The following is a 24,901-nucleotide window of genomic DNA, read 5'->3' as shown; positions in this document are numbered from 1 at the left end:
ACGGGTTATACTATTCGGGCTGTTGACTCAGCCCGATCATGGCTTTCTGCCGTGATCTTGCAGACAAAATTGAATTAACCCAAAGAATGGTATGGCCCTTTCTTACGATCGCCGGCACTCTCGTCGGTACGACACGGACAGATTATGTTAAACAGTATTTTACTGATTCTATTTTTAATCGCAGTGAGTGCCTTTTTCTCGTTATCCGAGATTTCACTGGCAGCATCGCGCAAAATTAAACTAAAACTTCTGGCAGACGAAGGCGATATCAACGCCTTACGGGTTCTTAAATTACAAGAAACACCGGGGATCTTCTTCACCGTGGTGCAGATTGGGCTCAATGCCGTCGCCATCCTCGGTGGTATTGTCGGCGATGCCGCATTTTCCCCCTCTTTCAAGGTGGTATTTGAGCGCTTTATGTCGCCTGAACTTGCTGATCAAGTCAGCTTCGTTTGCTCATTCGTCTTGGTGACCAGCTTATTTATTCTGTTTGCAGATTTAACCCCGAAACGCATCGGTATGATTTCACCTGAAGCGGTCGCCGTGCGGATCGTCAACCCAATGCGCTTCTGTCTGATGATTTGTCGCCCATTAGTTTGGTTCTTCAATGGAATGGCAAATCTGATTTTCCGCCTATTTAAGCTACCAATGGTTCGCAATGATGATATCACCTCAGATGATATCTACGCCGTCGTGGAGGCGGGCGCATTGGCGGGGGTGTTACGTAAGCAAGAGCACGAACTGATTGAAAACGTTTTTGAACTGGAATCCCGCACCGTTCCCTCCTCAATGACATCGCGCGAAAGTGTGATTTATTTTGATCTGCGGGAAAGTGAAGACAGCATCAAAGAGAAGATTTCGACCCATCCGCATTCCAAATTCCTGGTGTGCGATGGCCATATCGACCAAGTGGTGGGCTATGTTGACTCCAAAGATTTATTGAACCGAGTCTTGGGCAACCAAAGTTTAGTGCTCAGCAGTGGGGTACAAATCCGCTCGGCATTGATTGTGCCGGACACCCTGACACTCTCTGAAGCACTGGAAAGTTTCAAGACCGCCGGTGAAGACTTTGCCGTTATCCTCAACGAGTATGCTTTGGTCGTTGGAATAATTACTCTGAATGATGTGATGACCACTCTGATGGGTGATTTAGTGGGCCAAGGGCAAGAAGAACAGATTGTGGCCCGGGATGAAAGCTCATGGCTGATTGAGGGCGGTACCCCGATTGAGGATGTTATGCGCGTGCTGCATATCGATGAATTCCCGCAGTCCGGCAATTATGAAACCATCGGCGGCTTTATGATGTATATGCTGCGCAAAATTCCAAAGCGCACCGATTTTGTCAAATATGCTGGCTACAAATTTGAAGTGGTAGACATTGATAGCTACAAAATCGATCAGTTATTGGTCACCAGGCTCAGTGACCAACCCGCGCCAATACTGCCAAAAGCCCCGCATGAAAGCAGTGATGCATAGCCGCTCAGCTAAGCAAAAGCGCGACGGCTGAAAACAGTAGCGGCCCCTAATTAGGGGCCGCGATTAATTCAGTTCGGTGGTGTCACTAAACTTCCATTTGCAAGCGCATCACTTGCCGGTTAACTTCGGACATCACCTCAAAGTGGCGTTTATCCCTAACTTTCGGGATTAAAATTTTGCCCTTATCAAACTCAAAAGCCCCCATATCTTTGATATACAACCGACCGCGAAATAGCGTTTTGACATACATCGCGATTTTTGCCGGATTGTAACGTTGGAAGATCCTCATTGTTTTACTTTCCTCCCTTAACACCAATACGTACCTTTGCTCGGCTTAGCGACCAAGATCACAGGTAGCGTAAGATAATTGCAGAGTAATAGACCTGGGGTATGGGCTTAAGTTCCACCAAAATTAGTCATTGATGCTGAATTTACATAAAATTACAGAATCACACAGAGTAAATGAGAGATTGAAACAGAATAACCATCTGGTAAATGTTGGAAATAATTATTTTAAGCAAACAGGACAGACCTCTGATCTGCACCTATGATAGAAAAACTGCTACCCAACAGATCGCAAGGTAGAGAAATAAGTGCCCCACATAACTCATAAGATCGACAAGGACATCCCATGATAAAAAATAGCCTGCTTATCGTATCGCTGCTGTTCACCCCGGTTATTGCCAGTGCCCACACACTCCAACTTGACCAGCGCGTACCGCCAGTGGGGGTCAGTGATAAAGGTGAATTAAACTACGATAAAGCTACTGATCAGTTTAGCTATAAAAACTGGAATAGCTCGCAATTGCCCGGCAAAGTGCGCGTGGTGCAGCATATTGCTGGCCGCACCTCAGCAAAAGAATTAAATGCGCCGCTGGTGGAAGCCATCAAGCACGCTAATTTGCCACATGAAGATTACCAAACGACGACCATCGTCAATACCGATGACGCCATCATCGGTACCGCGGTGTTTGTGCGAAACAGTATTGAAAGTAATAAGCGGGAATTTCCTTGGTCGCAGTTTGTGGTCGACAGCAACGGCAATGTTAAAAAAGCCTGGGATTTAGCAGAGAAAGGGTCGGCTATCGTGGTGCTGGATAAGCAAGGAAATGTTAAGTTTGTCAAAGACGGCGCACTGACTGCCGAAGAAGTGCAGCAGGTTATCGCCCAACTGCACCAGCTTGTTAAACAGTAAAATGACTAGAATATAGATACCCTAAAACCGGGGTTCAGGAACGATTCACGCGGGGTATAAGAAAGCGGTTTACCCTGCCAATCGTGAACTTGCGCCCCGGCCGCAATAGCAACAGCATGCCCGGCGGCCGTATCCCAAATATTAGTTGGGCCAAAACGAGGATATAACTGTGCTTTTCCCTCGGCCACCAGACAAAACTTCAGTGATGAACCCACTGAAATGGTCTGATGCTCGCCCAATTGCGCCAAATAATCCTCCAGCTCGGCATCACTGTGGGAGCGGCTGACCACCACCAGCGGCAAGAGGGCATCACGCACCTGAATCTGCATTCGCCGGCCACACTCTTCCTTCCACGCCTGGCCATTCTCCGCGCTGTACATCACCTCGGTCACCGGAGTATAGACCACCCCAAGCACCGGAACCCCTTGATTAATCAGGGCAATATTGACGGTAAACTCGCCATTACGATTCAAGAATTCTTTGGTGCCATCCAGCGGGTCCACTAACCAGTAGCGCTGCCAGTGTTGGCGCACGGCCCAAGTTGGCGGGTCTTCTTCAGATAACAGTGGAATATCAGGGGTCAATGCGGCCAAGCCGACTTTGATAATCTGGTGAGCCGCAAGATCCGCAGCTGTGACGGGTGAATCATCTTTTTTATGGGCCACATCAAGCGGCTTCTCACCCTGATAAACCGCCATAATCGCCACGCCTGCCTCGCGAGCTAACTGGCAAATTTGCTCTAACATCATCCACCCCTTGGTATTATGATTCATGCCGAATATTAATAGTGGTTCTTAAATCAAGAAGGGTTCTCGAGACTTCTCGCTCACTCTACATTCATTTTAGAACGCAAAGCTAAAATAAAAATTAATCATCACAATGCCAAGTCCCCGTTGGGCAGACTAATAATTTTTCGACCAAATAGCCACTATTGCGGATAACTCTCAATAGAATCAGTGACATTAAGCTGCTGCAATTGTGAGCATCTCCGCGGTATCCGGCGGCATTTTCTGCCAAACTTCACATTTTGTTATGACGACCTATTAAATTTACATATTCATTTGCGATACATGTCGAATTGTTTTCTTAATGGAAAAGCCACGATGATGGAGAAAGCCATGTTTAAAAGCCCGCTGACGTTATCCCTCCTTGCCAGCCTGATTGCTGTCGCCGCCTCAACCGCACAAGCCGCCACTGTTGATTTACGCGTGCTGGAAACCACCGATCTGCATAGCAATATGATGGATTTCGATTACTACAAAGATAAACCCACTGAAAAGTTTGGCCTGGTTCGCACCGCAAGCCTGATTAAAGCGGCGCGCCAACAAGCAACTAACAGTGTGCTGGTGGACAATGGTGACCTGATTCAGGGCAGTCCACTCGGTGATTATATGGCAGCCACCGGGCTTAAAGCAGGTGAGATTCACCCCGTCTATAAGGCGATGAACACACTGGACTATGCCGTGGGTAACATCGGCAACCATGAATTTAATTATGGTCTGGATTATCTCAAAAAATCACTGGCGGGGGCAAAATTCCCCTATGTCAATGCCAACGTCATTGATGTTAAAACCGGTAAACCGCTGTTCCAGCCCTATTTAATCGTCGATACTCCAGTCAAAGATCGCGAGGGAAAAAGTCATAATCTGCGCATCGGCTACATTGGTTTTGTGCCGCCACAAATCATGATATGGGATAAAGCTAACCTCAGCGGTAAAGTCACCGTCAATGATATTACCGAAACCGCCAAAAAGTGGGTGCCGGAAATGCGCCAGCAAGGTGCTGATTTAGTGGTCGCTATTCCCCATTCGGGCCTCTCCAGTGACCCTTATAAAACCATGGCGGAGAACTCGGTTTATTATCTCAGCCAAGTGCCGGGCATTGATGCCATCATGTTTGGCCATGCCCACGCCGTGTTCCCAAGTCAAGATTTTGCCACTATCAAAGGGGCTGATATCGCCCAAGGGACATTAAATGGTATTCCGGCCGTGATGCCAGGCCAGTGGGGTGACCATCTCGGGGTGGTGGATTTTGTCCTCAATAATGACCAAGGCCCATGGCAGGTGACTCAAGCCAAGGCCGAAGCCCGCCCTATCTTTGATAAAGCCAGCCAAAAATCGCTAGCCGCCGAAGATGCAAAATTGGTGCAAGTGTTGGCGGCAGACCATCAAGGCACTCGCGATTTTGTCAGCCAGCCGATTGGTTCAGCATCAGATAATATGTACAGCTATCTGGCGTTGATCCAAGACGACCCGACGGTACAAATTGTCAATAATGCCCAGCGCGCCTATACCGAGCACTTTATTCAGGGCGATCCTGATTTAGCTGATTTACCGGTGCTGTCTGCGGCCGCGCCATTTAAAGCCGGGGGCCGTAAAAATGACCCAGCCAGCTTTGTGGAGGTGGAAAAAGGCCAATTGACCTTCCGTAATGCCGCCGATTTGTACCTTTACCCGAACACTTTAGTGGTGGTGAAAGCCAGTGGTGCGGATGTGAAACAGTGGCTAGAGTGCTCTGCCGCGCAATTTAATCAAATTGATGTGAACAGCAGCAAACCACAATCGCTGATTAACTGGGAGGGTTTCCGTACTTATAATTTCGATGTCATTGATGGGGTTAACTATGAAATCGATGTCAGCCAACCCGCCCGCTATGATGGTGAATGCACACTTATCAATGATAAAGCCGAACGTATTAAAAACCTGACTTTCAATGGCAAACCTATCGATCCGAACGCCACATTCCTGATAGCGACCAATAATTACCGAGCTTACAGCGGTAAGTTTGCGGGCACCGGGGATAGCCATATTGCATTCGCCTCCCCGGATGAGAATCGGGCGGTTTTATCTGCTTACATCAGCGCAGAAACCAAAAAGCAGGGGCAAGTGACCCCGCAAGCTGATAACAATTGGCGTCTGGCGACTCTTGTCAGTCAGCACCCACTGGATATCCGCTTTGAAACCTCACCGAGCGCTAAAGCCGCTGAATTTATTAAGCAAAAAGCACAATATCCGCTGAAAGCATTGGGTACTGATGAGATTGGCTTCGCAGTCTATCAACTCGATCTACAGCAGAAATAATCGCTGGCAACAGTGCTTCACGGAGCGCTGTTGCCCTCTTTCCTACCTCTTTAGAGCTATATCGCAATCTATAACATGCATTTATTATACATGTTATAGATATTCAATTACTCAATGAGGTGTCACCATGGATTACCGTAATCAGTCACTGGGCGCTTTGGCTATCGCTATTCCCCGAGCAACAAAATTATTCCGCCAGCACCAACTGGATTTCTGCTGTGGCGGTAAACAAACACTGTTACGGGCCGCGAATAAGTTGCATCTGGATATTGATGAGTTGGAAGCACAATTGAGTGCATTGCAAGCCGAGCCTCTTTCCTCAACAGATTGGCAACAACAGCCGCTGGCAAACATTATTGATTTTATTATCAGCCGCTATCACAACCGCCATCGTGAACAGTTACCGGAATTGATTCTCATGGCGGAAAAAGTTGAACGTGTCCATGGGGAAAAACCCGCCTGCCCTCGTGGACTGGCCAGCGAACTCACAGCAATTATTGAAGAACTGACCCAGCATATGTACAAAGAGGAGCAAATTCTGTTCCCGATGATTAAACGTGGGCTGGGATCACAGGCCGGCGGGCCAATCATGGTGATGGAAGCGGAGCACGATGCCGTGGGGCAGCAGTTGGAGGTGGTCAAACAATTGACACAGAATATGACGCCACCAGCAGGTGCCTGTAATACCTGGCAGGCGCTCTACAGTGGTATCAATGAATTCATCACTGACTTGATGGAACACATTCACCTGGAGAATAACTTACTGTTCCCCCGTGCATTGGACGGCGAATAATCCCTTCTGATAGCAGCATCCAGACAGGCGAAAGGGCGACATATATATCGCCCTTTCTGATGTTACTGCGCTAGAAATTACAGAATATCCAGCAATTCCACTTCAAACATCAATGCGCTGAATGGTGGGATAGTGGCACCGGCACCACGCTCACCGTAAGCCAGGTTATGTGGGATATACAACTTCCACTTAGACCCGACAGGCATCATGGATAGTGCTTCAATCCAGCCGGGAATAACGCCACTGACGGGGAACTCTGCTGGCTGGCCGCGTTCAACTGAGCTGTCAAATACCGTGCCATCCACCAAACGGCCAGTATAGTGCACTCGGACGCGATCCTGACGGGATGGAATCGGGCCATCACCCGCCTGCAAGACAGAGAATTGTAAGCCCGACTCGGTGGTGGTGACACCATCACGCTTGGCATTTTCTTCCAGGAACGTTTTCCCCTCTTCTACCAAAGCCTGTTGGCGCTCAACACGGACTTTATCCGCACGCTCGTGAACTTCACGCAGGGCACGGTGCACAACATCAACAGGAACAGTTGGTGTATTGCCTTCCATCGCGTCGCGCAGACCGGCCAGCAGTGCCTCTGGCAGTAAACCTTCCAGCCCGGACTCTTGCAATTGCTGCCCGATTTGTAAACCAATTCCGTAGCTTGCTTGCGCTTCAACGCTATCAAAAGAAGGGGTTGTCATGGATTTTCCTTTAGTCACTTATCATGTCGAAGCCGCCAGCATAACAGCAGCAGGGGAGCGCGGTAAAATCTTGCTTCGCGAATGATGACTTTTGTTGTAGAAAAAGAAACAATGGCAGCAGGCTAACGGGGAATACCCCGTTTAGGTATCATAATATTCTGTCTTTTGGCATCAGTCAGTTAGCCACCCAGCCCAACTTCAGGTAAGAAGAGTTATACTTAGAAGCCTATGGGTATATTGCCATTTTATTGTTTTACGTCGTTGAAGAGAGGTCACCATGGGCAGAATCGCGCCCAGGAGAAGGAAAAACACTCGAGTTTATCAGCCACTACTGCGCACCTGGCTAACGATTAGGCAAAGGGTCATGCCACAGGCTAAAAATGCGGATGAACAAAATCTGATGTCTGAAGTGAGTGTGTCTGAACACATTTATCCTGCTGAGGATACCGCCGCGAGTGACAATAATATGCCCCCTGAAACCGCCGCGACAATTACGCCGGAAAAAGGGCTTAAGGGGCTACTGCTAAAAATCTGGCACTTGCCGGACAGTTTTCAGTGGATGGAGCCATTGCCTCACTTCCACCGGCGCTGGGTCATTATTGCGACCGCGGTATTGCTGCTGGCATTGTTGTGGCCGGTTTCCCGTGATAATACCAACAACACCTTCCCAGTCAGCGCATCGTCCACTGACGTGCCGCTACAGGCCCAATTACAGGGTAATCTTGATGCTCCGCCACCGCCAACGGTGGCACCTTCAGTAACGCCAGAGGTCACGCCCCCGCGACAGGGAAATTGGCAAAGCTATCAGATTCAGTCAGGGAAAACATTGGCGCAGTTGTTCCGCGATAATAATCTGCCCGTGAATGAAGTTTTTGCCATGGCACAAGTTGAGGGTAATGATAAGCCGCTAAGCAACCTCAAAGCTGGGCAAGAGGTTAAAATCATGCTGGATGCACAGGGAGTGGTCGCCGCTCTGTCCATTGAAACCACTAACAGTACCGAAGTGCTGTTTACCCGGCAAAGCGACGGCAGTTATCGCCGCGAGCGTTAATCACCGCCTTCCATAACTGCTGCTGTTTACCGCCTGATCTTCTTTGATATTGTTACCCCGCCGCTTCCGAATTAGGTTGTTTTGTGGATGGTTAACACCATCCATAACCCCATAACCCCATAACCTCATTTATCAGGGAGTGATTATGAAATGTAAATTAGCTTTTTTGTTCCTATTCTTTCCCCCTTTTGCCGCACTCGCCCATCATTGCCCCGCACTGGATGCCATCAAGCAAGTAGGGCTATTTTACACAGCCGAGACCGCAGGCGGTGAGGAGTGGCAAGGTATTGTGCAGGGCTCAATACCGCAGAACAAAACAGCGATTAAAGATTTTAGTGAAGCGCTTATCAGTATCGATCAAGAAAGTCTGGAGAGTAACGCCATCGAACAGGGGAAATTTCAAAAATGTATCTATAACTTGCAAGCCGATGGTTGGCAGTTAGATATGTATTACGGCAATAAAACTTGGCGTGTATCCATCAGTGGGAAACCACATTGGAAATATCAACAAACGCCTCTTTTTGAAATGTATCAATGTTCAGGGGTTGCTGCGGAGCAATGTAAATTTGATATTCTGCCCTCGGCCCCAACTTTCTGATGCTTTTTCCTGTGCCAGAAAGCAAAACGCCAGCACGAGGCTGGCGTTTTAGCAGGTAACAGCCGCGTAACTTACGCTTCTGGAACCACGATCACGTTCAGTTGCGCGAACACGTCGCTGTGTACTTGGAAGTGAACTTCATGATCACCTGTAGTACGCAGAACGCCATTCGGCAGACGAACTTCGCTCTTGGCCACTTCAACGCCAGCTGCAGTGACTGCATCAGCGATGTCGCGAGTACCGATAGAGCCGAACAGTTTGCCTTCATCGCCTGCTTTAGAAGCGATAGTGACACTGACCAGTTCGTTAATTTTGGTTGCGCGAGCTTCAGCAGCAGCCAGAACGCCAGCCAATTTGGCTTCCAATTCTGCGCGGCGTGCTTCAAAGAACTCTACGTTTTTCTTGGTTGCCGGAACAGCTTTACCTTGTGGAACCAGGAAGTTACGAGCGTAGCCCGCTTTAACGTTCACTTGGTCACCCAGGCTGCCCAGGTTTGCTACTTTATCAAGCAGAATAACTTGCATTACCTTATCCTCTCAAAGTCGTTAATGGACAGTGGCCGATTACTGATGACGATCAGTGTACGGCAACAAAGACAGGTAGCGTGCGCGCTTGATACAACGGGCGAGCTGACGCTGGTATTTTGCGCGAGTACCGGTAATACGGCTCGGGACAATTTTACCACTTTCAGTGATATAGTTTTTCAGCGTAGCGATATCTTTATAATCAATCTCTACAACGCCTTCCGCGGTAAAACGGCAGAACTTGCGACGACGGAAATAACGTGCCATTTGGCTAGTCTCCAGAATCTATAAATTCAATCTGCTCGGCATGCAGAACCAATTTGTTTAGCCCATTGCGGCCTTGATGGCAGCTAATGAAGCCTTCAACGGTTAACTGACTGCCGACCGTTATACTGTGAGTTAATGCTTGTGACTTTTGCCCGCTGACGATGATGGGCATTCTGCACCATGTCTGTCGGCTAAATCCGGCTTCCTGCTGTGTTGATCGGTGCTCAAGCACAAATTGACAATGCGGAATGCCAGAAGGACTAACTTTTCGAACCGGTATCTTGCACACAGTGCCAGAGAGTACCAGACGATTAGTGGTCACCACGGCAATTACTCTTCAGAATCCCCAGCTTCAGAATCATCATTGGCATCAGACGCGAAGTCGTGACGCTCACGGCGTTCGTCTTTCGCTTTAACCATTGGTGATGCTTCAGTTACCGCGTGTTTAACGCGCATAACCATGCTACGGATAACGGCGTCGTTGAAGCGGAAGTTTGTTTCCAGCTCATCGATCGCTTCCTGCGGAGCTTCAACGTTCAGCAGAACGTAGTGAGCTTTGTGCAGTTTGTTGATCGGGTAAGCCAGTTGACGGCGGCCCCAGTCTTCCAGACGGTGGATCGTACCAGCAGCATTAGTGATAGTTGCACTATAGCGCTCGATCATGCCCGGAACCTGTTCGCTTTGGTCAGGATGGACCATAAAAACGATTTCGTAATGACGCATCGATTATTGCTCCTTACGGATTATTCAGCCTCCTGATAGGGTCAACCGCGGCCCATGGAGGCAAGGAACGTATTTGTGTGCGGCTGAAAAATGACGCGTAACTATACTTGCGGGCGGCTCGAAACTCAAGGACTGCCGGGGATTTATTCTTGTTCTTACTATTACTGCACTAAAATCGCACTTTTTGTTCATTAAGTAACCAATGGATGTAAAACCATTAGTCTGCGAAATCTTTCAATAAAATCATTAACTCCACATAAATATCATTCATTTTTTTTGACAAAGTGAATCAATTATCACCTATTTTTAAATGTCTAAAAGCGACTAGAATTATTTACATCCACCGCAAACAAGCGGCGCAGCAGATAGACAACTTATTCAAAGTATATAAATAAGATATTGGAGCCACCTATGAAACATACACTCGCCATCGCAGCCGTACTCGGCTTGGCCGTATCAAGCAGTGCGTTCGCCGCCAATGAAATAACCGCCCAGCAAGCTATGCAGCAACAGCGCGTCAGTATCGGGGCGCTGTCACTGGGCCACAATGTGGTTTCACCTGATGACGCCACAGCGCAAATCAGCAAATTAGCCGATGAGCGCGGTGCAAGTTCTTATCAGATAATTGCCATGCATGAACCGGGCGACAACAGCTCCATACATGTTAATGCCGTGCTCTATCGCTAAGATTCAATAGATAAATACAACACCAGAGAAACACCGATAAAAAGAAAGCCCAGATAGCCATTCCCCCCGCTTGTCGGGGGTTTTTTATAGATATTGGCTGAAAAAGTGACTGCCCGCCGCTAAAGCCGTGGGAGTGATTTTATGACCGATGCCCGCCTCGGTAAGATATGTCAGGTGGTTATCTCGCCCACTGGCTCTCAGCTCCTGCACCAACCGCGCACTTTGTGCCGCCGGCACCACATCATCCGCCTCGCCATGCCAAACCAACAAGGGTCGGTCGGCAATTTTTTCCAACTGATGGGAAAGCTCGTAATCAGCCAAAGGGGATAAACGGCGCTCAAATTCTGCCGGACTGACTGGTTGGCCGGCCTCCAATGGCGGGAACAGAGTGCGCGCCAGCGCAGTAAAATAACCTGACCCCATAAAATTGGCCGCGACCCTAACCCATGGATAGCGGGCAAAAGCGCCCAGAGTGGTCATCCCGCCCATCGACGCGCCCGCAACCCCAATGCGCTCGCCATCAATCAATCCAGCTTGTTGATAATGCTGGCGAAGTGCGGGTAGCTCATCAATATTTGTTTTTAAGATCTCCCAGAAATGGGACAACCGTTGAGTTTCATCGCCATTAAAGCGCGCGCCATGCATCTCAGCATCCGGTGCAATAGTGCGAAAACCGGCTTGGGCGAAAGCATAAGCAAAGTAGGAATAAACCTCTTTTGATGAGGTGTAGCCGTGGTAAAAGAAAATGGTCGGTAACGGCTGCTCGCGTTTACCCGCGGGAGCCGCATGGATGAGCTCAATACCATTAATATTTTCCAGCGACATCTCAATCATGGCGAGAATCCTTTATTTATCAGGCCGAGCATAACGACGGAAAAAATGATTTATATGCTTAAAAACTTGCTGCAGTGTGCCAAAATGGAGAGATAAAGTCTTAAACCAATTTCTTCCAAGATATTACCCTTCCTCACTGGGCTTTGCAGTAACGGCCCTGCTGACAAAGAGGCCAACATGAATATAAAACGCGCCATGCTGTTCCTACTGATAACCTTGGGGCTCTCGGCTTGTAGCGCTTTTCACGTCACTCCTGTTCCGCCGCCAGTGGCTCAGCCCTATGCCCAGGAAATTACCCGTGCACAGAGCCTTAACTTACAAAAAGTGGGCACAATTTCGGCTCAGGTATTTGGCAGCCCAATGGATATTGAGGCAGAAATCAAGCGCAAAGCTGATGCCAGCGGCGCGCCCTATTACTTAATTATTATGATGTCTGACAGTGTTTACCCCGGAATCTGGTATGCCAATGCGCTGCTGTATAAATAGAAAAGGGATTTATTGCTCTCCGCTGGCACGGCCGAGCAAGCGCGCGCAAACGGCTTCTGGCAACATATATTGATCCCGATGGTCTAGCGTCATGCGGCACCAGGCATCGACTAATGGCGGTGAAGCAAAACGCAATAATTGCGCCGCGCAGCATAAATCAAACAGTTGCTGGGTTAGCGCCCGCCCTTGTTCTTCCTTCGGGTTTTTCAGCCGCTGTTGCAGTTGCCGCCATGCGCGGTCAAATAACCGATTTTGCCCACGTACGGGGTAAAACTCTTGTTGTAGCATGTCTAGCGCGGCGGGCAGCTTACGTAATGTGCGCAACACATCCAGGCACATAATATTGCCGGAGCCTTCCCAAATACTGTTGACCGGCATTTCACGATAAATGCGCGGCAACTCACTCTGTTCGCAATAGCCGATTCCGCCCAGCACCTCCATCGCCTCGGCTACGAATCCGCTGCCCAGGCCGCAGACTCGATATTTCGCCGCCGGGGTCAGCAGCCGGCTGAATATCTGCTCATCAACCTCGCCCGTTTTTTCCCATGCACTGGCTAAGCGCATCAATAGCGCGGTATGCCCCTCTAAGCGCAGTGCCATGCGGCTGAGAACTTGCCGCATTAAAGGCTGGTTAACCAATGATTTACCAAAGGCCTGCCGCTGACAGGCATGATACAGCGCGACGGAGAAAGCGCGTCTCATCAGCCCATGGCTACCCAGCGCGCAGTCAAATCGGGTATATCCGCCCATTTTTAGAATTTGGCGAATCCCCTCGCCCTCCGCCCCCAATAACCAGGCGGTGGCATTATCAAATTCGACCTCACTGCTGGCATTGGAGCGGTTGCCGAGTTTCTCTTTCAAGCGCTCCAATCGAATAGCGTTATAGCTGCCATCCGGCAATATTTTCGGCAAAAAGAAACAGGATAATCCGCCCTCCGTTTGGGCGAGTACCAGATGCGCGTCACTTTGTGGCACCGAAAAAAACCATTTGTGTCCGACCAGACGATAAGCCTCGCCATGGCCGCGAACATCCAGTGGTTCAGCTCTGGTGCTGTTGCTTAACACATCGGAACCGCCCTGTTTTTCCGTCATGCCCATACCAATCAATAAGCCGCGTTTCTGGCCGCCGGCAACTTGATGGGAATCATAACGGTCTGAAAGCAGTGGCGGTAACCAACTGTGGAATTGAGAGGGAAGGGTTTGTTGCAGCAGTGGAATTGCGCCAAATGTCATGGTTATCGGGCATAACGTCCCGGCCTCGACCTGAGCATGCAGGATAAAGCGCGCGGCGCGCGCGACAAAAGACCCCATTCGGGCATCTTCTTGCCACGGTAAATTATGCACCCGGTGGCTGACCAACTCTTGCATTAGCACATACCAGGCGGGATAAAATCGCACCTGATCCAACCGCTGCCCCGCCGCATTGTAACGCAATAATTCTGGCGGATTGGTGTTTGCCAGTCGCCCTAATTCAAGTGATTCTTGTGAACCGAGTTGTAGCCCGAACCGAGCAAGATCTTCTCCATCCCAGCCAGCATGTTCCCGTATCACAGCCTCCCGTAAGGCCATATCAGACAGAAATAAATTACTGTTCGATAAGGGTTCTGGCTGATTGAAAACCAAGTGAGTCTGCCAATCCATACCTTCCTCCATTTCGGTACTCATTACAAAACCAGCATCCATAAATCAGGGTTAAGTATGGTGCAGACCGGTTTTTTTGCTGACGCACTCATCACAAACAGAGACTAACCTACTCTATCTCACTGATAGTAACCTGGAATTCCTTAAGATTAAAAATAAAAAACAAAAAGCCAATATCCGCAAATATTGGCTTTTTAAGAAAATTGTTGATACAACGAACAACTTATTGGGTTTTCAGTGCTCGCTGGCGCACCGCTTCAAACAAACACACACCGGTAGCAACCGACACATTGAGTGAAGAAACACTCCCCGCCATCGGAATGCTGATCAGCTCATCACAATGTTCGCGGGTCAAACGGCGCATCCCCTCACCCTCGGCCCCCATCACCAATGCCATTGGGCCGGTCATTTTACTCTGATACAGCGTGTGGTCTGCTTCACCGGCAGTCCCGACAATCCAGACATTGTGCTCTTGCAACACCCGCAGCGTGCGCGCCAAATTAGTCACTTTAATCAGTGGCACATTTTCAGCAGCACCACTGGCGACTTTCTTGGCGATGGCATTGAGCTGAGCCGAGCGATCCCGCGGCACGATGACCGCGTGGACACCGGCAGCATCTGCGCTACGTAAACAGGCCCCTAAATTATGTGGGTCTGTGACCCCATCCAGCACCAGCAGGAAAGGAGTTTCCACACTTTCCAACAGTGCCGGCAAATCATTTTCCTGATACTGACGCCCTTCACGGACTCGCGCCACGATGCCCTGATGGACACCGCCCTCTACCTGCGCATCCAACCACTGACGATTGGCAACCTGAATCACCAAACCAGCCGCTTCCAGTTCGGCAATCAATGGCTGTAGGCGACGATCGTCACGACCTTTCAGAATAAAAACTTCCAGAAAACGTTGTGGATCATTGTCTAACAGGGCTTTAACAGCATGAATGCCGTAAATAATTTCGCTCATGAGGCTCTTTTACATGTGTTGGCAGGCAACATAATTTGCTGACCAATGTTTAAATTTTAGTGCGGGCGACCACAGCCGCCCGACAATTCAGTGGTTAAATCATGCAGTGGGCCATTACTGGCCGCTGCTGGTTTTTTTCTTGGCCCGCTTCGCCTTGGTGGCGGCGGCAATTTTCTTGGTTTTGGCCGAGGCTCTTTTCGCCTTAGCTTTGGCTTTTTTCTCGGCCTGCGCTTTCTCATCTAGCTTAGCGGCAGCATCGGCCGGGCGGAAGGCACTATCCGGCTCAAAATTGGCCGGCTTTTTAGCACGACGCGGCCGTTTCTGCCCACTGCCCGCTGGCGCGCCATCACGGCGTGATGGGTTCGAAGAGCTGCCACGACCACCACGGCTAGAGGTATCGCGCATAGTGCGCTGACCATCAGCTTGCTTGGCTTTATCACGGGCGGTTTTACCCTCACCGCGCGGCTTACGCGTACTGGAGACCAGAGCAAAATCGATTTTGCGCTCGTCCATATGCACCGCTTCCACACGGATCTCCACGGTATCGCCCAAGCGGTAAACCTGACCTGAAGACTCACCAATTAAGCGCTGGCCGATATTGTCATAGCGGTAATAGTCATTGTCCAGGCTAGAGACATGCACCAGACCATCAATGAACAAATCATCCAAGCGCACAAAGAAGCCAAACCCGGTGACACTGGCAATAATGCCGGTAAACACTTTGCCCACCTGATCCTGCATGAAGTCACACTTCAGCCAGTCGGCCACATTACGGGTGGCTTCATCAGCGCGACGTTCGGTCATTGAGCAATGTTCGCCCAATTGCAGCATGTCTTCATAATCACTGTGCCAGCCACCTGTTGGTGTCCAGCGCTCTTTCACATTACCGTGCTCTTTGGCCAACTGGTACTTGATAGCCCGGTGCATGGCCAAATCGGGGTAACGGCGGATTGGCGAAGTGAAGTGGCCATAAGATGCCAATGCCAAACCAAAGTGACCACGATTTTCCGGATCATAAACCGCTTGTTTCATTGAGCGCAGCAACATCGTTTGCAGCATTTCATGGTCGGGACGATCGGCAACTTCATCCATCAACACCGCGTAATCTTTGGGTTCCGGTTTCAAACCACCGCCGAGTGTCAGACCCAATTCACTGAGCACACTGCGCAGTGCAGAGATATGGTCATCACTTGGGCGGTCATGCACACGGAACAGCGCCGGTTCGTTGTGTTTTTCCACAAAGCGCGCGGCGGCGATATTCGCCAAAATCATGCATTCTTCAATTAACTTATGCGCATCATTACGCACTGTCGATTCAATGCGTTCAATGCGCCGTTCGGCGTTAAAGATAAACTTGGCCTCTTCGGTTTCAAACGCAATACCACCGCGCTCGGCACGCGCTTGATCCAGCACTTTGTACATCGCGTGGAGCTCTAACAGATGCGGCACCAGCGGTTTATATTGCTCACGTAATGATTCTTCGCCATCAATAATGCGCCACACTTTAGTGTAAGTCAGGCGCGCATGGGAGCTCATCACGGCTTCGTAGAACTTATACGATGACAATTTGCCCTGCGCCGAGATGGTCATCTCACACACCATACACAGGCGGTCGACCTGCGGATTCAGCGAACAAAGGCCGTTGGACAGCACCTCTGGCAGCATCGGGACCACTTGTGATGGGAAGTATACGGAGTTACCACGGCTGCGGGCTTCATCATCCAGCGCCGTGCGTGGGCGCACATAATAGCTAACATCAGCAATCGCCACCCACAAACGCCAGCCACCGCCACGTTTTTTCTCACAATACACCGCATCATCGAAGTCGCGGGCATCTTCGCCATCAATAGTGACCAAGGGCAGATTGCGTAAATCAACCCGGCCTTTTTTCGCCTCTTCTGGCACTTGCTCTTTCAGATCAGCCACTTGCTTTTCAACTTGTGGCGGCCAGGTATGCGGGATTTCATGGGTGCGCAGTGCAATATCCACCGCCATGCTGGTGCCCATATTCTCACCGAGCACTTCAACAATCTTACCCACCGCTTTAGTCCGGCGAGTGGGGCGCTGAGTCAACTCAACCACCACCATATAGCCCATCCGAGCACCGCTAATAGCATCAGGCGGGATCAGAATATCAAAACTCAAGCGGCCATCATCCGGCACTACAAACCCCGTGCCCGCATCAGTAAAATAGCGGCCTACAATCTGGCTGGTTTTCGGGACTAATACCCGCACAATACGCGCCTCACGGCGGCCTTTGCGATCAGCCCCCATGGCTTGGGCCAGTACCACATCACCGTGGATAGCCATTTTCATCTGTTCCGCGGAGAGATACAGATCGTCTTTACTGCCCTCAACACGTAAAAAACCAAACCCATCACGGTGGCCAATAACCGTCCCGCGCAATAAGTCCAGGCGCTCCGGCAAGGCGTAGCACTGACGGCGGGTGAAGACCAATTGCCCATCACGCTCCATGGCGCGCAGGCGGCGACGCAGCGCCTCTAGCTGTTCTTCACCAGATAAATTAAGTTCATTCGCCAGCTCTTCACGACTGGCAGGTGTTTCGCGCTTCGCGAGATGAGCCAAAATGAATTCCCGGCTAGGGATCGGTGACTCATATTTTTCTGCTTCTCGTTCCAAGAATGGATCTTGTGACATTGCGGTTCCTCCGTTGTCAGCAGCAGCTTGCTATACGTGTTTTATTATAAGAATTACTCAACAAGTAATAGCTTGTAGAGCGGGGTATTATCCTGAACCATATCGGCTAAAGTATAGTTATCCAGCTCGTTAAGGAAACTTTGTACCGCCTGGTTAAGCACTTGTTTCAGGCGACAAGCAGGTGTTATATGGCAAAAATCACTACTGCAATTGACCAGTGAAAGGGGTTCCAACTGACGCACGACATCACCAATTCGAATCTGGTCAGCCGGTTTACCTAACCGTATGCCGCCATTTTTGCCCCGCACAGCAGTTACCAGCCCTACCCGGCTCAACTGATTGATTATTTTAACCATATGATTGCGAGATACGCCATAGACCTCAGTTACCTGAGAAATGCTGGTCATTTGGCCCTCAGGTAGCGAGGCCATATAAGTCAGCGCCCGCAAACCATAATCAGTAAAACTTGTTAACTGCACGAATACCCCTGAGTATCAGTTTACCCGGCTTAAACCCATCGACAATGACACATTTTGGATAGGTTATAAGTACGATGCTAAGTGCTATTTAGAAACTAATGCTTTGAATGATAAACCAGCCACAAAGCTTGCGGCTAATCATTTAGGTGACGGGTAGGTTTTTTTGATGTAAAAACAGCTGCGAAGGAACAACAAACCGGGCATTGGCCCGGTTTGAGTGTTTTGATAACATAGAGTTGACAATAATTTTGTCAATTACGCATCAAATGGGTCGCGCAGGATCATGGTTTCTTCACGATCAGGGCCGGTGGAGATGATATCAACCGGAACACCCGTCAGCTCTTCTACACGTTTGATGTAGTTCAGAGCGGCTTGTGGCAACTTACTGTGTTCTTTCACGCCAAAGGTCGTTTCTGACCAACCTGGCATGGTTTCATAGATTGGCTCAATACCTTCCCAACCTTCAGCAGCCAGTGGCGTGGTATCCACTTCGCGGCCATCTGGCATGCGGTAGCCCACACAGATTTTCACTTCTTTCAGGCCATCCAGCACGTCCAATTTGGTCATGCAGAAGCCAGACAAAGAGTTAATTTGCACAGCACGGCGCACGGCAACAGCATCCAACCAACCGGTACGACGGCTACGGCCAGTGGTCGCGCCATATTCGTTACCTTGCTTGCGCAGGAATTCGCCCGTTTCATCATTCAGTTCAGTCGGGAATGGACCGGCACCAACACGAGTCGAATATGCTTTTACGATACCCAGCACATAATCAACATAACGTGGGCCTAGGCCAGAGCCTGTCGCTACGCCACCTGCGGTGGTGTTAGATGAAGTGACATACGGATAAGTGCCGTGGTCGATGTCCAGCAAGGTGCCTTGGGCGCCTTCGAACATGATGAATTCACCCTGCTTGCGGGCATTATCCAGCAATTCAGATACATCAACTACCATGGCTGTTAGAATATCAGCAACCGCTAATACCTCATCCAGCACTTTCTGATAGTCAACCGCGTCTTCTTTGTAGTAATGCACTAACTGGAAGTTGTGGTAATCCACAATTTCTTTCAGTTTGATTGCGAAGGTTTCTTTATTGAACAAATCACCAACACGCAGACCGCGGCGGGCAACTTTATCTTCATAGGCCGGGCCGATACCACGACCGGTAGTACCGATTGCTTTTGCACCACGTGCTTTCTCACGCGCATTATCCAGCGCCACATGATATGGCAGGATTAATGGGCATGCTTCGGAGAGTAACAGTCGCTCACGTACAGGCACACCGCGCGCTTCAAGTTCTGTCATCTCTTTCATTAAAGCATCAGGCGCCAGCACTACACCGTTACCGATGATGCTGGTGACGTTTTCACGCAGAATACCTGAGGGAATTAAATGAAGAACGGTTTTCTCACCGTTGATAACCAAAGTATGGCCAGCGTTGTGACCACCTTGATAGCGCACAACATATTTAGCCCGTTCAGTCAGCAGGTCAACGACCTTGCCCTTACCTTCGTCACCCCATTGGGTGCCTAGTACGACGACGTTCTTACCCATCTCAAAAATCACCAGGTTGCTTAAAAAAGGATTCTAACATCTCACTCGGCTGCTTTCAGTACTTTTTAACACATAACTGAACAATTTTTGTGCTTATATTTAGCCACCCATGCGGCTACTCAACATGTAGTAGATAACGATGCCAGCAACCACTAATCCTCCGCCAAAACGACGTAAAGTGGTATCCGGTAATTGGGTCATTGCCAAGATCATTTTGCGCCAGGCTTTGGGATACAACATCGGGCCTAGCCCTTCGAGCACCAAAACCAAGCCCAATGCTAATAAGATGGTTGAATTCATTGTTTTCCCGACTCTAAGAAATTATATCACCAAAATAAATCATATTTACTATTCACTAACATCAAGTAAAAAACAATACAAAAAAACAATGGTAATAATAAGAAGAACAAATATTAATGACATTGAAATAAATTAATCATTTGTATAATTTTATGATTGAACTAAACAAAAAAACATCAAAGGAAAATAAAATGATAAATACAGAAACAGCTAAAATTAAAAGTGAAATAATCAACAGGCGAGGCCATCATTTTGGTGATCACTTTAAACACCATGACTATAGCCTTACATATTACCATACTATGCATAGTGATAAATTCTCCGCGGTAATTTATGATTTAGCAAAACAGCGGATGTATTTAACCCAAAATGAACAACAGCTTGAGTTTATGGTTCAATTAACTCTATTAAGTGAAGCCAGTGCCAGTCGAGAGTTATTAGAATATGTGACAGAGAATCAACAAGCCAATATTAATCGCATTATTCTGGCAAAAAGATACCAGCTATCCGATAAAAAAATCATGGTACTGAATACACATGCTGAAAGCAGCAATTTTGGCGACAACGTTTTTGCAAAGACACTGATGTTGTGTCAACCATTTGATGATACTTATACCGAATTCAAAAGACTCGCTGATAGTGAAGCAGAATACTTATCACCGGATGCCAGAAGTGGGTATAGCGAGGTATATAATAAATACGCCTATAGCGATTACTTTGATTCAAAGTATTTTGATTTAACGGAACATAGAGGATATGACGTAGGACTTATGGTCGAGTTGAGAATGCTTGAATCCCTAGGTTCCGGAGATGAATTATTAAAATATGCAACTCAAAGAAATGTTGACCCTATCAAGATTTTGACGATGAAAGCTCGGGGCATGCAAGAACCAATGATTATTAAGTTTAATGAAATATTGTTAAATAAAGAGATAAATAAAAATCCAGACACCTCCGATATAATCAATCAACAGAAACCAGAGGGAAATTTATTTTTTAATGCTAATGAAGAGATGGCAGATATTATGGCTTCAATGGTACAAAAGAATGAAATGACGTCTAACAATATTTTCAATACCATTATTTCACCACTGCGACCACAAAACTATATACATTCATTTCATACTTCAGGGTAGAAATTAAAAAAAACACCTGTGCAGGTTATGCACAGGTGTGACTTTATTTCAAATACACGTTATGGACGTTTGTTCGAGTTATCCGGCGATTTCATATAGCGGAAGAAATCACTTTCCGGGCTCAGTACCATGACATCATTACCGCTGCTGAAGCTATTTTCATAAGCACGTAAGCTACGAATGAAAGCATAGAAGTCAGGGTCTTTACTGAATGCATCAGCAAACAGACGAGCGGCCTCAGCATCACCGCCACCACGAGTAATACGCGCCTGACGCTCTGCTTCTGCCAAGGTACGTGTCACTTCATAGTCCGCTGTTGCCCGCAACTTCTCGGCTTCTTCCTGACCTTGTGAACGGTGACGACGAGCAACCGCTTCACGTTCTGCACGCATCCGCTGGAAGATGGCGTCAGAGACTTCTGCCGGTAAGTTGATTTGCTTGATTCGCACGTCAACCACTTCAATCCCCAGAGCCGCCATGCTGTTCGGGTTAACCGCAGGCTGTTTGCCACGAGTTTCCTGTTCAACACGGGCTGCCGCAGAGGCAATAGCATCATCAGCTTCGGTCGTCACGGCTTCATCATCCACACTACCGGTGTTCAGCGCATCACGAACATCTGAAGTCAGACGGCCACGTGAGTCTGTGACGATGTCGCGCACGTTCAGACGACCGATTTCAGAACGCAAACGGTCACTGAATTTACGTTTTAACAGCACTTCAGCCTGAGAAACATCACCACCACCGGTGGCCAGATAGTAACGGCTGAAATCGCTGATACGCCATTTCAGATAAGAGTCAACAATCAGGTCTTTCTTCTCGTTAGTCACGAAACGGTCGGCCTGGTTGTCCATGGTTTGAATACGGGCATCCAACGTCTTCACTGTTTCGATAAACGGTATCTTGAAGTGCAGGCCCGGCGCATACACCAAAGGCTTGTTATCACTATCACGCAATACCTTGCCAAAGCGCAGTACGATCCCGCGTTGACCTTCTTGTACCACAAACAGCGAAGCGTAGAGTGCGACTAACACCACAACGACGATAAGTAAAAAAGACTTACGCATTGGTTATTCTCTCCCTACGCGAGTGGAAGTATCACGCTGAGCATTCGCCCGGCGCTGATCCATGATAGAGCCACTGGTTGAACTGGTATTCGAGTTACTAGCACCAGATTCTTGGCTGCTATTGGCAGAGGACGGCGGATTCAAACGAATCAGACTGCTATCCTTGTTGCCATCCGCTTTTTCTGCACCTTGACCGCGCATCAGTTGATCCAGCGGCAGCACCATCAGACTGTTACCTTTGTCATTAGCCAGCACTTTGCGGGTATGACCCAGGACTCTCTCCATGGTTTCGATGTAAAGACGCTCACGGGTCAGTTCTGGTGCCGCCTTATATTCCGGCAACAACTTGGCAAAACCAGCAACTTCACCTTGCGCTTCCAACACTTTACGCGCGGCATAAGCACGGGCATCTTCTAACAGACGCTGCGCCTGGCCGTTAGCACGTGGCTGAACTTCGTTGGTGTAAGCTTCTGCTTCACGAATATACTGTTGTTCGTTTTCACGGGCAGCAATCGCATCATCAAATGCCGCTTTAACTTCTTCCGGCGGACGTGCAGCCTGGAAGTTAACGTCCAGCAGCGTTATCCCCATATTGTATGGACGAATAGTTTCTTCCAGTACCCGCTGAGTATCGCTACGCACGATGGTACGGCCTTCGGTGAGGATTTTATCCATGGTGTATTTACCAATAACACCACGTACTGCGCTGTCAGTTGCCTGACGCAGGCTGTCATCCGGATTGGTCACGCTAAACAGATAAGCGGCCGGATCAGTGACGCGGTACTGCACGTTCATTTCGATGCGAACCACGTTCTCATCAGAGGTCAACATCACACCTGAAGCCGCCAATTCACGTACAGACTCGACGTTAACCGGGGTGACTTCATCGATAAAGGTGGGTTTCCAGTTCAAACCAGGTTGTACAATGTGGCTTAATTTCCCCAAGCGCGTCACAACACCGCGCTCAGCTTCTTTAATTGTATAGAAACCACTTGCTGCCCAGATAACCACAACCGCAACCACAGCGATGCCAACAATACGCCGACTGAAACCAGGGCCTCTTGTTGTTCCACCGTTATCGTTACCGCTCCCGCCACTTTTGCCACCGAGGCTACTCAGTTTTTTGCTCAGTTTACGAAAGATATCATCAAGATCCGGCGGCCCTTGGTCACGGCCACCTTTATTATTGTTATTATTTCCGCCAGAGTTGCCGCCATTATTATTGCTGCTCCCCCACGGATCGCGGTCCTGTCCGTTATTACCGGGCTGATTCCACGCCATGTTTTAGCTCCATTCTTCTATGATTGGTTTTCTTCAGGCCAAGAGCACACGCCAAAGAAGCTGGCTCTTAATCTCACAAAAAAGGTCAAATTATCAATTAATTACCCGAATTCGGTTCACTAACAATATAACTGACCAAATCTTGCTCTTGTTTACAGAGACGACGCCAATCAACGATAGGCATTCTGACCACCATACCGACGTTCCCGTCCTCGTCTATCCACTCTTTTTCAATTGCCTGAAGCTGGTAAAAACGGCTACGTAAACGGCCTGCCTGAGGCGGCAAACGCAATTCAAAGTGTGCGATCTCACCTGAAAGACGCTCCGTTAACGCTTGAAAAAGCAACGGGATACCTGCGCCGGTTTGGGCCGAAAGCCAAACTCTGACTGGCAGATTTTCTTCGTTGCGATCAATTCGCGGGACGAAATCATCCAACAAATCAATTTTATTCATTACTAATAATGTAGGAATTTCATCCGCCTCGATCTCTGCCAATACAGCATCAACTGCGGCCATATTCTCGGCCACCCGAGGATCAGCTGCATCAATAATGTGTAGCAGTAATGAGGCTTGCCGCGTTTCTTGTAATGTCGCTTTAAAAGCAGCGACCAGATCGTGCGGCAAATGCCGGATAAAGCCTACTGTATCCGCCAATACTGTATCGCCCACATCAGCCACATTAATACGGCGTAAAGTGGGATCCAGCGTGGCAAATAGTTGGTCAGCCGCATAGACATCAGCTGCCGTAATTTTATTAAACAGGCTAGATTTACCGGCGTTGGTATATCCCACCAAAGATACTGTCGGAATATCAGCACGAGTGCGCGCACGCCGCCCTTGCTCACGCTGCTTTGCTACCCGATCTAACCGGCTCAAAATCAAACTGATACGGTCGCGTAACAAACGGCGGTCGGTCTCCAACTGGGTTTCACCTGGCCCTCTTAGGCCAATCCCCCCTTTCTGACGCTCAAGGTGCGTCCAGCCGCGTACCAAACGGGTCGCAATATGACGCAATTGCGCTAATTCAACCTGTAATTTACCTTCATGAGTACGGGCCCGTTGGGCAAAAATATCTAAAATTAACCCAGTACGATCAATAACCCGGCACTCGCACAAACGTTCAAGATTTCGCTCTTGCGCTGCGGAAAGGGCATGATCAAACAGGACAACAGACGCGCCACTGGCTTTCACCGCGTCAGCAATTTCTTCAGCCTTTCCCTCGCCAACAAAAAACTTTGGATGCGGTGCTTTGCGACTGCCTGTCACAATTTGCAAAGCTTCTACGCCCGCAGAAGATACCAGCGCTTCGAATTCACGCAGATCCTCTGAGTTTTTGTCTTGCGAGAAATATATATGAACCAGTACGGCCTGCTCACCGGCTTCATAACGGTCAAACAAACGTGCAACC

Annotated in this window: 26 protein-coding genes; 9 read left to right on the top strand and 17 right to left on the bottom strand. The window is 48.8% G+C overall.

Translation table 11 applies throughout. The features are described from left to right. Positions 1-144: 144 nt before the first annotated feature. Complete coding sequence (paeA, locus tag D5F51_RS02290) at positions 145-1,476, top strand: polyamine export protein PaeA (RefSeq protein WP_025379711.1); 1,332 nt, start codon at positions 145-147, stop codon at positions 1,474-1,476. 85 nt (positions 1,477-1,561) lie between these two features. On the opposite strand, the gene D5F51_RS02285 is transcribed toward paeA, so the two are convergent. Next, a complete protein-coding gene (locus tag D5F51_RS02285; RefSeq protein ID WP_025379712.1) occupies positions 1,562-1,765 on the bottom strand; it encodes a DUF1107 domain-containing protein in 204 nt (67 codons plus the stop codon). Positions 1,766-2,107: 342 nt separating this feature from the next. On the opposite strand from D5F51_RS02285, the gene D5F51_RS02280 reads away from it, so the two are divergent. Then, entirely contained in the window at positions 2,108-2,671 is a 564-nt protein-coding gene (locus D5F51_RS02280; RefSeq protein ID WP_129195490.1) for a YtfJ family protein, read from the top strand. Between the two features lie 5 nt (positions 2,672-2,676). Here the strand turns inward: D5F51_RS02280 and cysQ are convergent, their stop codons facing one another. After that, positions 2,677-3,417, bottom strand: coding sequence for a 3'(2'),5'-bisphosphate nucleotidase CysQ (gene cysQ / locus D5F51_RS02275; RefSeq protein ID WP_025379714.1), 741 nt, complete (start codon positions 3,415-3,417; stop codon positions 2,677-2,679). A gap of 360 nt (positions 3,418-3,777) precedes the next feature. Here cysQ and D5F51_RS02270 point away from each other — a divergent pair, with 360 nt between their 5' ends. Together D5F51_RS02270 and ytfE are read left to right on the top strand one after the other, a co-directional pair. Next, on the top strand, positions 3,778-5,751 hold the full coding sequence (locus D5F51_RS02270; protein ID WP_129199133.1) for a bifunctional 2',3'-cyclic-nucleotide 2'-phosphodiesterase/3'-nucleotidase: 1,974 nt from the start codon (positions 3,778-3,780) through the stop codon (positions 5,749-5,751). A gap of 127 nt (positions 5,752-5,878) precedes the next feature. Next, positions 5,879-6,544: an iron-sulfur cluster repair protein YtfE gene (gene ytfE / locus D5F51_RS02265; RefSeq protein ID WP_025379716.1), complete on the top strand. Its 666-nt coding sequence runs from the start codon at positions 5,879-5,881 to the stop codon at positions 6,542-6,544. Positions 6,545-6,621: 77 nt separating this feature from the next. Here ytfE and bamJ read toward each other — a convergent pair whose 3' ends face one another. Continuing rightward, positions 6,622-7,242, bottom strand: coding sequence for a BamJ family beta-barrel-assembly machinery protein (gene bamJ, locus D5F51_RS02260; protein ID WP_025379717.1), 621 nt, complete (start codon positions 7,240-7,242; stop codon positions 6,622-6,624). Between the two features lie 277 nt (positions 7,243-7,519). On the opposite strand from bamJ, the gene D5F51_RS02255 reads away from it, so the two are divergent. Beyond that, positions 7,520-8,293 (top strand): LysM-like peptidoglycan-binding domain-containing protein, encoded by a 774-nt coding sequence (locus tag D5F51_RS02255; protein WP_129195489.1) that lies wholly within the window; start codon positions 7,520-7,522, stop codon positions 8,291-8,293. A 145-nt stretch (positions 8,294-8,438) separates the two neighbouring features. After that, positions 8,439-8,891: a DUF3757 domain-containing protein gene (locus D5F51_RS02250; protein WP_129195488.1), complete on the top strand. Its 453-nt coding sequence runs from the start codon at positions 8,439-8,441 to the stop codon at positions 8,889-8,891. Positions 8,892-8,962: 71 nt separating this feature from the next. Here D5F51_RS02250 and rplI read toward each other — a convergent pair whose 3' ends face one another. The 4 genes from rplI to rpsF are packed head-to-tail and all read right to left on the bottom strand — an operon-like array spanning position 8,963 to position 10,405. Further along, entirely contained in the window at positions 8,963-9,415 is a 453-nt protein-coding gene (gene rplI / locus D5F51_RS02245) for a 50S ribosomal protein L9 (protein WP_025379720.1), read from the bottom strand. A gap of 39 nt (positions 9,416-9,454) precedes the next feature. After that, positions 9,455-9,682, bottom strand: a complete 228-nt coding sequence (gene rpsR / locus D5F51_RS02240; RefSeq protein ID WP_002210155.1) for a 30S ribosomal protein S18 — start codon at positions 9,680-9,682, stop codon at positions 9,455-9,457. A 4-nt stretch (positions 9,683-9,686) separates the two neighbouring features. Further along, the gene (gene priB, locus D5F51_RS02235) at positions 9,687-10,004 is read right to left on the bottom strand and encodes a primosomal replication protein N (RefSeq protein ID WP_162301669.1); all 318 of its coding nucleotides are present in this window, start codon (positions 10,002-10,004) and stop codon (positions 9,687-9,689) included. Between the two features lie 8 nt (positions 10,005-10,012). Beyond that, entirely contained in the window at positions 10,013-10,405 is a 393-nt protein-coding gene (gene rpsF / locus D5F51_RS02230) for a 30S ribosomal protein S6 (RefSeq protein WP_025379721.1), read from the bottom strand. 411 nt (positions 10,406-10,816) lie between these two features. On the opposite strand from rpsF, the gene D5F51_RS02220 reads away from it, so the two are divergent. Beyond that, complete coding sequence (locus D5F51_RS02220) at positions 10,817-11,092, top strand: YdgH/BhsA/McbA family protein (RefSeq protein WP_025379722.1); 276 nt, start codon at positions 10,817-10,819, stop codon at positions 11,090-11,092. An 84-nt stretch (positions 11,093-11,176) separates the two neighbouring features. Here D5F51_RS02220 and yjfP read toward each other — a convergent pair whose 3' ends face one another. Beyond that, positions 11,177-11,926, bottom strand: coding sequence for an esterase (gene yjfP / locus D5F51_RS02215; RefSeq protein WP_129195487.1), 750 nt, complete (start codon positions 11,924-11,926; stop codon positions 11,177-11,179). A 177-nt stretch (positions 11,927-12,103) separates the two neighbouring features. Here yjfP and bsmA point away from each other — a divergent pair, with 177 nt between their 5' ends. Further along, positions 12,104-12,412 carry a biofilm peroxide resistance protein BsmA gene (bsmA, locus tag D5F51_RS02210; protein ID WP_025379724.1) on the top strand — a complete coding sequence of 103 codons (309 nt, stop codon included), beginning with the start codon at positions 12,104-12,106 and terminating at the stop codon, positions 12,410-12,412. Positions 12,413-12,421: 9 nt separating this feature from the next. On the opposite strand, the gene D5F51_RS02205 is transcribed toward bsmA, so the two are convergent. The 6 genes from D5F51_RS02205 to D5F51_RS02180 form a co-directional block, all read right to left on the bottom strand. Beyond that, the gene (locus D5F51_RS02205; RefSeq protein ID WP_129199131.1) at positions 12,422-14,065 is read right to left on the bottom strand and encodes an isovaleryl-CoA dehydrogenase; all 1,644 of its coding nucleotides are present in this window, start codon (positions 14,063-14,065) and stop codon (positions 12,422-12,424) included. A gap of 211 nt (positions 14,066-14,276) precedes the next feature. Then, positions 14,277-15,020 carry a 23S rRNA (guanosine(2251)-2'-O)-methyltransferase RlmB gene (gene rlmB / locus D5F51_RS02200; RefSeq protein ID WP_025379726.1) on the bottom strand — a complete coding sequence of 248 codons (744 nt, stop codon included), beginning with the start codon at positions 15,018-15,020 and terminating at the stop codon, positions 14,277-14,279. Positions 15,021-15,134: 114 nt separating this feature from the next. Further along, on the bottom strand, positions 15,135-17,678 hold the full coding sequence (rnr, locus tag D5F51_RS02195) for a ribonuclease R (protein WP_129195486.1): 2,544 nt from the start codon (positions 17,676-17,678) through the stop codon (positions 15,135-15,137). Between the two features lie 53 nt (positions 17,679-17,731). Then, a complete protein-coding gene (gene nsrR / locus D5F51_RS02190; protein WP_005156409.1) occupies positions 17,732-18,157 on the bottom strand; it encodes a nitric oxide-sensing transcriptional repressor NsrR in 426 nt (141 codons plus the stop codon). A gap of 255 nt (positions 18,158-18,412) precedes the next feature. Beyond that, positions 18,413-19,711, bottom strand: coding sequence for an adenylosuccinate synthase (locus D5F51_RS02185; protein ID WP_025379728.1), 1,299 nt, complete (start codon positions 19,709-19,711; stop codon positions 18,413-18,415). A gap of 99 nt (positions 19,712-19,810) precedes the next feature. Further along, entirely contained in the window at positions 19,811-20,011 is a 201-nt protein-coding gene (locus tag D5F51_RS02180; RefSeq protein WP_025379729.1) for a DUF2065 domain-containing protein, read from the bottom strand. A 191-nt stretch (positions 20,012-20,202) separates the two neighbouring features. On the opposite strand from D5F51_RS02180, the gene D5F51_RS02175 reads away from it, so the two are divergent. Next, positions 20,203-21,147: a hypothetical protein gene (locus D5F51_RS02175; protein WP_129195485.1), complete on the top strand. Its 945-nt coding sequence runs from the start codon at positions 20,203-20,205 to the stop codon at positions 21,145-21,147. A gap of 59 nt (positions 21,148-21,206) precedes the next feature. On the opposite strand, the gene hflC is transcribed toward D5F51_RS02175, so the two are convergent. From hflC to hflX, 3 genes are all read right to left on the bottom strand, one after another. Beyond that, positions 21,207-22,211 carry a protease modulator HflC gene (gene hflC / locus D5F51_RS02170; RefSeq protein WP_025379731.1) on the bottom strand — a complete coding sequence of 335 codons (1,005 nt, stop codon included), beginning with the start codon at positions 22,209-22,211 and terminating at the stop codon, positions 21,207-21,209. Between the two features lie 3 nt (positions 22,212-22,214). Beyond that, positions 22,215-23,492, bottom strand: coding sequence for an FtsH protease activity modulator HflK (hflK, locus tag D5F51_RS02165; protein ID WP_129195484.1), 1,278 nt, complete (start codon positions 23,490-23,492; stop codon positions 22,215-22,217). A gap of 97 nt (positions 23,493-23,589) precedes the next feature. Continuing rightward, a complete protein-coding gene (gene hflX / locus D5F51_RS02160) occupies positions 23,590-24,891 on the bottom strand; it encodes a ribosome rescue GTPase HflX (RefSeq protein WP_025379733.1) in 1,302 nt (433 codons plus the stop codon). Positions 24,892-24,901 lie beyond the last annotated feature (10 nt).

Origin of the sequence: Yersinia hibernica, from assembly GCF_004124235.1 — a bacterium.
GTDB lineage: Bacteria > Pseudomonadota > Gammaproteobacteria > Enterobacterales > Enterobacteriaceae > Yersinia > Yersinia hibernica.
This window is presented reverse-complemented; position numbering and strand designations above follow the sequence as displayed.

Bases quoted from the DNA above. Each gene is read 5' to 3' on its own strand.
- paeA (WP_025379711.1), top strand. From the start codon at position 145: ATGTTAAACAGTATTTTACTGATTCTATTTTTAATCGCAGTGAGTGCC.
- D5F51_RS02285 (WP_025379712.1), bottom strand. From the start codon at position 1,765: ATGAGGATCTTCCAACGTTACAATCCGGCAAAAATCGCGATGTATGTC.
- D5F51_RS02280 (WP_129195490.1), top strand. From the start codon at position 2,108: ATGATAAAAAATAGCCTGCTTATCGTATCGCTGCTGTTCACCCCGGTT.
- cysQ (WP_025379714.1), bottom strand. From the start codon at position 3,417: ATGTTAGAGCAAATTTGCCAGTTAGCTCGCGAGGCAGGCGTGGCGATT.
- D5F51_RS02270 (WP_129199133.1), top strand. From the start codon at position 3,778: ATGGAGAAAGCCATGTTTAAAAGCCCGCTGACGTTATCCCTCCTTGCC.
- ytfE (WP_025379716.1), top strand. From the start codon at position 5,879: ATGGATTACCGTAATCAGTCACTGGGCGCTTTGGCTATCGCTATTCCC.
- bamJ (WP_025379717.1), bottom strand. From the start codon at position 7,242: ATGACAACCCCTTCTTTTGATAGCGTTGAAGCGCAAGCAAGCTACGGA.
- D5F51_RS02255 (WP_129195489.1), top strand. From the start codon at position 7,520: ATGGGCAGAATCGCGCCCAGGAGAAGGAAAAACACTCGAGTTTATCAG.
- D5F51_RS02250 (WP_129195488.1), top strand. From the start codon at position 8,439: ATGAAATGTAAATTAGCTTTTTTGTTCCTATTCTTTCCCCCTTTTGCC.
- rplI (WP_025379720.1), bottom strand. From the start codon at position 9,415: ATGCAAGTTATTCTGCTTGATAAAGTAGCAAACCTGGGCAGCCTGGGT.
- rpsR (WP_002210155.1), bottom strand. From the start codon at position 9,682: ATGGCACGTTATTTCCGTCGTCGCAAGTTCTGCCGTTTTACCGCGGAA.
- rpsF (WP_025379721.1), bottom strand. From the start codon at position 10,405: ATGCGTCATTACGAAATCGTTTTTATGGTCCATCCTGACCAAAGCGAA.
- D5F51_RS02220 (WP_025379722.1), top strand. From the start codon at position 10,817: ATGAAACATACACTCGCCATCGCAGCCGTACTCGGCTTGGCCGTATCA.
- yjfP (WP_129195487.1), bottom strand. From the start codon at position 11,926: ATGATTGAGATGTCGCTGGAAAATATTAATGGTATTGAGCTCATCCAT.
- bsmA (WP_025379724.1), top strand. From the start codon at position 12,104: ATGAATATAAAACGCGCCATGCTGTTCCTACTGATAACCTTGGGGCTC.
- D5F51_RS02205 (WP_129199131.1), bottom strand. From the start codon at position 14,065: ATGGAGGAAGGTATGGATTGGCAGACTCACTTGGTTTTCAATCAGCCA.
- rlmB (WP_025379726.1), bottom strand. From the start codon at position 15,020: ATGAGCGAAATTATTTACGGCATTCATGCTGTTAAAGCCCTGTTAGAC.
- rnr (WP_129195486.1), bottom strand. From the start codon at position 17,678: ATGTCACAAGATCCATTCTTGGAACGAGAAGCAGAAAAATATGAGTCA.
- D5F51_RS02185 (WP_025379728.1), bottom strand. From the start codon at position 19,711: ATGGGTAAGAACGTCGTCGTACTAGGCACCCAATGGGGTGACGAAGGT.
- D5F51_RS02180 (WP_025379729.1), bottom strand. From the start codon at position 20,011: ATGAATTCAACCATCTTATTAGCATTGGGCTTGGTTTTGGTGCTCGAA.
- D5F51_RS02175 (WP_129195485.1), top strand. From the start codon at position 20,203: ATGATAAATACAGAAACAGCTAAAATTAAAAGTGAAATAATCAACAGG.
- hflC (WP_025379731.1), bottom strand. From the start codon at position 22,211: ATGCGTAAGTCTTTTTTACTTATCGTCGTTGTGGTGTTAGTCGCACTC.
- hflK (WP_129195484.1), bottom strand. From the start codon at position 23,492: ATGGCGTGGAATCAGCCCGGTAATAACGGACAGGACCGCGATCCGTGG.